Genomic DNA, 3,823 nt, shown 5'->3' on the forward strand with positions numbered 1-3,823 from the left:
CACCAGAGCGGGTATTGATGGCGGTAGAACGTTTGCGGTCGGCGGGCAAGGAGCTGTGAAATCCCATGCCAACGAACCGAGACGATATCAGGGATTTTCTGAATCGACGGAAGCAGGTCGTGCTGGTCGAGGTGAAGGCAGCAGATGGGTCTACGCCCCGCGAGGCGGGCGCTTGGATGCTGGTTGCGGAGGATTGCATTTTTGGCACCATCGGCGGCGGGCAGCTCGAGTTCATGGCGATCGATCAGTCGCGCAGGTCCTTGAACAGTGGAGCTGATGCTGGAGAGGTGACCGTACCGCTCGGTCCGGAGATTGGCCAATGCTGCGGTGGCCGCGTCTCATTGGGCTTCAAGCGGGTTGATCGAGCGGTGGCCATGACGTTGATCGAGAAGGTCGATCTTGAAATTGCCCAGCGGCCGCATGTTTATGTTTTTGGTGCCGGTCATGTCGGCGATGCACTGGCCATGGCGCTTTCACTGGTCCCGCTGCGAACGATATTGGTCGACACGCGCGAAGAGGAACTTTCCGCCACGCAGGTCCCCGGCATCGAAACCTGCCTGACGGCCATGCCCGAAGCGGTTGTTCGTGATGCGCCAGCGGGAAGTGCATTCGTTGTCCTCACCCACGACCATGCACTGGATTTCTTGATTACGGCCGAAGCGCTTGCGAGGAATGATGCGTCGTACGTCGGCATGATCGGGTCGAAGACCAAGCGGGCGACATTCCGTAATTGGTTGACCCGTGAGGTGGGTCATCCGGAGTTTTTCGACAGGCTGGTTTGTCCGGTCGGCGGGACCACCGTGAAGGACAAGCGCCCGACCGTCATTGCGGCTCTGGCGGCTGCTGAAATCATGGTTTCGGCGTTAAACTATCGCCTTACGCCAAATGTTGCACCCAAAGAACGTAGGCGCGTTCCTGCCTGAGGTGAGCTCTTATTCCAACATTGTACTGACCAGGCGCTGACAGCGCTCGGTCATGAAGTCGATCATCAGCCGGACCTTCGGATCCTGGAAACGCTTGTGCGGGTAGATTGCCGCGAGCTGGATACTGGCCGGAGGCGTGTCTTCGAGGATCGCTTTCAGCGTTCCGTCATTCAAATGGCTTTTCACTTCAAACAACGGTTTGTTGATGATGCCGCGACCCTCAAGCGCCCATTGTGTAAGTACATCGCCATCATCGGAATCATAAGGACCGCTGACTTCCAGCTTGCGAGTACCTTCCGGCATCTGCAGCGTCCAGAAATATTCTTTGGAACCCGGGTAGCGTAAAAGCAGGCAATCATGGTGTTCGGCTATCAGGTCATCGGGCGTTAAGGGTGTACCGCGCCTTTCCAGATAATCCGGCGACGAGCATATAACCCTTTCGCAATTCATGATGCCGCGCATACGCAAATTGGAGTCTTCGAGTATGCCGAGCTTGAAGGCAACGTCGACGCCCTCGCTCATGATATCGACGTTGTGATCTGACAATCTGAGCCGGACTTCGATATCCGGATACTTGTCGTGGAACTCCGGAATGCCGGATGCGATCAGGCGCCGGCCAATGCCAAGCGGTGCGGTGATCCTGATTGCGCCTTTAGGCTTTTTCGACAAATCGGCAATGGCTGCTTCGGCCTCATTGATGGCCTCTATAATCTTGACCGCACCTTCATAGAAGACGCGGCCGTGCTCGGTCGGCGTCAGTTTGCGCGTCGTGCGATTGAAAAGACGGACACCAAGATGACGCTCGAGTTCCTTGATCCGATTGCTGGCGACAGCCGGAGAAGCGCGCTGGTCGCGTCCGGCAGCAGAGAGGTTTCCCAGTTCGACGACGCGAACAAAAACACGAAGGTTATCAAGGTACGACATTATTTTCGCCCGAAGCCTTACACTGTCTGATGATCTAGCATTTTAAAGATTTTTTTGAAAGAGATGGGTCCATTACGGTGTTTCACATGAGCATAGGCTTTGGCACATACTCCCCCACAATTAATGGGAGAGCCGGATGTACGAATACGCTATTGCCTGGGACTGGATGAACTTCGCCGTTCGCTGGTTACATGTGATCACCGGCATTGCCTGGATCGGCTCGTCCTTCTATTTCGTGGCACTTGACCTCGGCTTGCGCCAGCGTCCAGACCTTCCAGCCGGCGCTCATGGGGAGGAGTGGCAAGTCCACGGCGGTGGTTTTTATCACATCCAGAAATATCTTGTGGCGCCTGAGCAGATGCCCGAACATTTGACCTGGTTCAAATGGGAATCCTACGCGACTTGGCTTTCTGGCTTCGCCATGCTTTGCATCGTCTACTATGTAGGCGCCGATCTCTACCTGATCGATCCGCATGTGCTCGACGTTTCGCGGCCTGTCGCTATAGCGATTTCCCTCGCATCGATTTTTGGCGGCTGGATCGTCTATGACACTATTTGCAAATCACCGCTCGGCAGAAACGACACGCAGCTGATGGTGCTGCTCTATTTCGTGCTGGTCGGCATGGCCTGGGGCTATACGCAGCTGTTTACCGGGCGTGCTGCGTTTCTTCATCTTGGCGCGTTTACGGCGACGATCATGTCCGCCAACGTGTTCATGATCATCATCCCGAACCAGAAGAAAGTCGTTGCTGACCTCATCGCAGGCAAGGTCCCGGATCCCGCGCTGGGCAAGCAAGCCAAGCAGCGCTCGACCCACAACAATTATCTGACCCTGCCAGTGCTGTTCCTGATGTTGTCGAACCACTATCCACTGGCATTCGGCACGAAGTACAACTGGATCATTGCCTCGCTGGTGTTCCTGATGGGCGTCACGATCCGCCATTGGTTCAACACCCGCCACGCGCGCAAGGGGGAACCGACGTGGACGTGGCTGGTTACCGCGATCCTCTTCGTCATCATCATGTGGCTCTCGACCGTGCCGAAGATCCTGTCAGGCGAAGGTGCAGAGGAGAAGGTCTCGGCCGTCCAGCAGCCGTTCATTTCCGCGGAAGCCTTCCCCAAAGTGAAGGACACTATCCTCGGACGCTGCTCGATGTGCCATGCCAAGGAACCCGGCTGGGAGGGCATCATCGTGCCACCCAAAGGTGTCGTGCTTGAAACCGACAGCGAGATCGCGGCACATGCCCGCGAAATCTATCTGCAGGCGGGTCGCTCGCATGCAATGCCACCGGCGAACGTCAGTGGCATTACCGACGAGGAGCGCCGGCTGCTTGCGAGCTGGTATGAGACCACAGTTCAGGGAGGAACAGTCCAATGAGCAAATTGCTTCTGCGCGGCCGCGTACTGACATTCGTCGACGAGCCAAAAAGCATCGACGACCAGTCCGCCTATAGCTATTTCGAAGATGGCGCGGTGCTGGTCGACAACGGCAAGGTTGTCGATGTCGGGGAATATTCGGCGCTCGCCGCCATTGCCGGACCACAAACCCAGGTCAAGGATCATCGCCCTCATTTGATCCTGCCTGGCCTCATCGATACCCACCTGCATTTCCCGCAGACGCAGGCGATCGCCTCCTATGGCGCGCAGCTCATGGAGTGGCTGAATACCTATATCTTCGTCGAGGAGCAGAAATTCTCGTCCACCGCGCATGCCGATTTCATCGCCGGCCGCTTCATGGACGAGCTGTTGCGCAACGGCACGACATCGGCTGCTGCCTATTGTTCGGTTCACCGGACAAGCGTTGACGCTTACTTTGCCGCCGCTGAGAAGCGCAACATGCTGATGATCGGCGGCAAGGTCATGATGGATCGCAACGCTCCCGACGCGCTGCGTGATACGCCACAGTCCGGCTATGATGACACCAAGGCATTGATTGCCAAATGGCATGGCCGCGGCCGCGCGCATTATGCGATCAG

General features: G+C 56.8%; 4 protein-coding genes. 3 read left to right on the plus strand and 1 reads right to left on the minus strand.

The window, feature by feature from the left end; translation table 11 throughout:
* Positions 1-65: 65 nt before the first annotated feature.
* Positions 66-923: a xanthine dehydrogenase accessory protein XdhC gene (xdhC, locus tag ACXJ5O_RS21145; protein WP_457301605.1), complete on the plus strand. Its 858-nt coding sequence runs from the start codon at positions 66-68 to the stop codon at positions 921-923.
* 9 nt (positions 924-932) lie between these two features.
* On the opposite strand, the gene ACXJ5O_RS21150 is transcribed toward xdhC, so the two are convergent.
* Positions 933-1,847: a LysR family transcriptional regulator gene (locus ACXJ5O_RS21150; protein WP_457301606.1), complete on the minus strand. Its 915-nt coding sequence runs from the start codon at positions 1,845-1,847 to the stop codon at positions 933-935.
* A 136-nt stretch (positions 1,848-1,983) separates the two neighbouring features.
* Here ACXJ5O_RS21150 and ACXJ5O_RS21155 point away from each other — a divergent pair, with 136 nt between their 5' ends.
* On the plus strand, positions 1,984-3,225 hold the full coding sequence (locus ACXJ5O_RS21155; RefSeq protein ID WP_457301607.1) for a urate hydroxylase PuuD: 1,242 nt from the start codon (positions 1,984-1,986) through the stop codon (positions 3,223-3,225).
* Positions 3,222-3,823, plus strand: a 602-nt coding sequence (locus ACXJ5O_RS21160; protein ID WP_457301608.1) for an amidohydrolase family protein, incomplete at its 3' end; no start/stop codon positions are given. The genes ACXJ5O_RS21155 and ACXJ5O_RS21160, both read left to right, overlap by 4 nt.

Source organism: Phyllobacterium sp. P5_D12, assembly GCF_054049495.1.

Excerpts from the sequence above, each read along its gene's own strand:
- ACXJ5O_RS21150 (WP_457301606.1), bottom strand. The coding sequence starts at position 1,847 with ATGTCGTACCTTGATAACCTTCGTGTTTTTGTTCGCGTCGTCGAACTG.
- ACXJ5O_RS21155 (WP_457301607.1), top strand. The coding sequence starts at position 1,984 with ATGTACGAATACGCTATTGCCTGGGACTGGATGAACTTCGCCGTTCGC.
- xdhC (WP_457301605.1), top strand. The coding sequence starts at position 66 with ATGCCAACGAACCGAGACGATATCAGGGATTTTCTGAATCGACGGAAG.